Origin of the sequence: Kitasatospora sp. NPDC101155 (genome assembly GCF_044768305.1) — a bacterium.
In the GTDB taxonomy this organism is placed as follows: domain Bacteria; phylum Actinomycetota; class Actinomycetes; order Streptomycetales; family Streptomycetaceae; genus Kitasatospora.
In genome coordinates this window covers 1-1,895 of record NZ_JBIWPN010000150.1, presented here as the reverse complement: position 1 = coordinate 1,895, position 1,895 = coordinate 1, and the positions used below count along the sequence as shown (strand labels likewise).

The following is a 1,895-nucleotide window of genomic DNA, read 5'->3' as shown; positions in this document are numbered from 1 at the left end:
CACCCGGGCTTCGCTCGGGTGGGCCCGGCGCTTCGCGCTCGGGCCGGCACCACTCCGCTTCGCTTCATGGTGCCTGGTGGCTGAGCTGGGATTATAAGGCTGAGCAGGGTGATTGGCTGAGCTTAAAGCAGGCTGACTGGGCGGGGGGTGGCGTGTTGGGTGCTCGTGCGGGTCGGCTTCACTCTTCCCAAAATTGGTCTAGTCCATGCCTGGGTTGCGATTCGGTCTCCTCGGCCGAGCGGGGTGCGATACCCTGGCGGGGTGAGCAGCGACCCCCAATGTATCAATCTTGCCTCGTCAGGCTATCCCGCCGGAATCGGGGGGCGCACCCCTGTATTTCGGGTATTCTCAGGAATTTGTGGCCTGGTCGCTGACATCGTCTCGGATAGTCGCTTCAATCGGGCTCGTGTTCCGGTCGGATGGTTTTCTGCTCCGGTCCGTTGAATGTATCAGTAGGGCACTGTCAGCATTTCCCGCGTGGTCCCGGGTGCGGCTCGGGGGCGGGTGAGGGGAGACACGTTTTCGTGAACGTCGTGAAGCCGGGTCTGATGGCCGCTCAGTCCGCCGCCGGCGTCTTGCTGCGGGGGCATCAGGAGGAGGCCCTGGAGGCCATCGTGCGGGGTCTGACGCCGCGTCCGGGTCAGCCGGGCTCCCCCAACGGTCTGCGAGTGACGGTGCAGATGGCCACAGGGTCCGGCAAGAGCTACGTGGGGGCCGCGGCCGGGCAGAAGCTGGCGCCGCGGGGCGTGGTGCTGGTCGTGGTGCCGACGCTGGACCTGCTGGTGCAGATGATCGGCTCGTGGCGGGCCGCCGGCCGCTCCGGGGACATGCACGCCGTCTGCTCCCTGGTGGACTCCGAGCTGCCCTACGGGGTGATGGCGACCACCAGCCCGCTGATGATCGGGATGTGGCTGTCCCACGCGGCCAAGCACCGCCGGCCGACCACCCTGTTCGCCACCTACACCTCGGTCGGCGCGGTCGCCGACGCCTATGCCTACTGGGCGCAGAGGGAGGGTTCGGGGGGTGGGGTGTTGCCGCCGCTGGGTCTGATGGTCTGCGACGAGGCGCACCGGTCTTCCGGGAGTGTGGAGAAGACGTGGACGGTGGTGCACGACCAGGGTGAGATCCCGGCGGAGCGGCGGCTGTACATGACCGCGACCCCGCGGATCTGGGCGCCGCCCGGCAAGGCGATGCGGCGGCGTGAGGATGCCCACCAGCCGCTGCCGCAGGAGCTGGCGGTGTCCATGGACGACCAGCGGATCTACGGCCCGCACGTCTACTCCCTGGGCCTCGCGGAGGCCATCGACAGGAAGTTGCTGGCGCCGTTCGAGATCGTGGTCCTGGAGCTGCGCGACCCGCTCGGCGACCGAGCCGGGGCGCAGCGGCAGGGGGTGCCGTGGGGTCCGGGTGTCGGTGAGGCGCAGGACGGCAGCGAGGACGAGGTGCCGGCGGAGCGGATCGCAGCGATCCAGGCCGGGTTGGTCAAGACGATGGCGGAGCGCGGCCTTCAGCGGTGCATCACGTTCCACAACCGCACGATCGAGGCCCGCTACTTCTCGGAGACGCTGAATCAGACGGTCGAAAAACTGCACTTCGAGAACCCGCAGAAATACCCCGATGAATTCTGGGCGCAGTGGCTCTCCGGTGAACACGACGTGGATTTCCGCAAGGAGGTCATCGCCGATTTCGGGAGCAGCGGTGAGGAGGACGGGCTGCGGCATCGGATTGTCGCCCAGTGCAAGGTCCTCGGCGAAGGAGTCGACATCCCGGATGCAGATTCTGTTCTTCTACAGGGCCGGGGCAGCATGGTGGATATCGTCCAGGCCATCGGCCGGGCCCTCCGGATGCAGCCCGGGGAGGGGAAAATCGCCAGCCTGATCGTACCGGTTTTCCTC

The 1,895-nt window shown here is 67.3% G+C and carries 1 protein-coding gene; it reads left to right on the top strand.

Translation table 11 applies throughout. The features are described 5' to 3' along the window. Positions 1–524: 524 nt before the first annotated feature. Positions 525–1,895, top strand: a 1,371-nt coding sequence (locus ACIRYZ_RS46475) for a DEAD/DEAH box helicase family protein (protein ID WP_402955809.1), incomplete at its 3' end; no start/stop codon positions are given.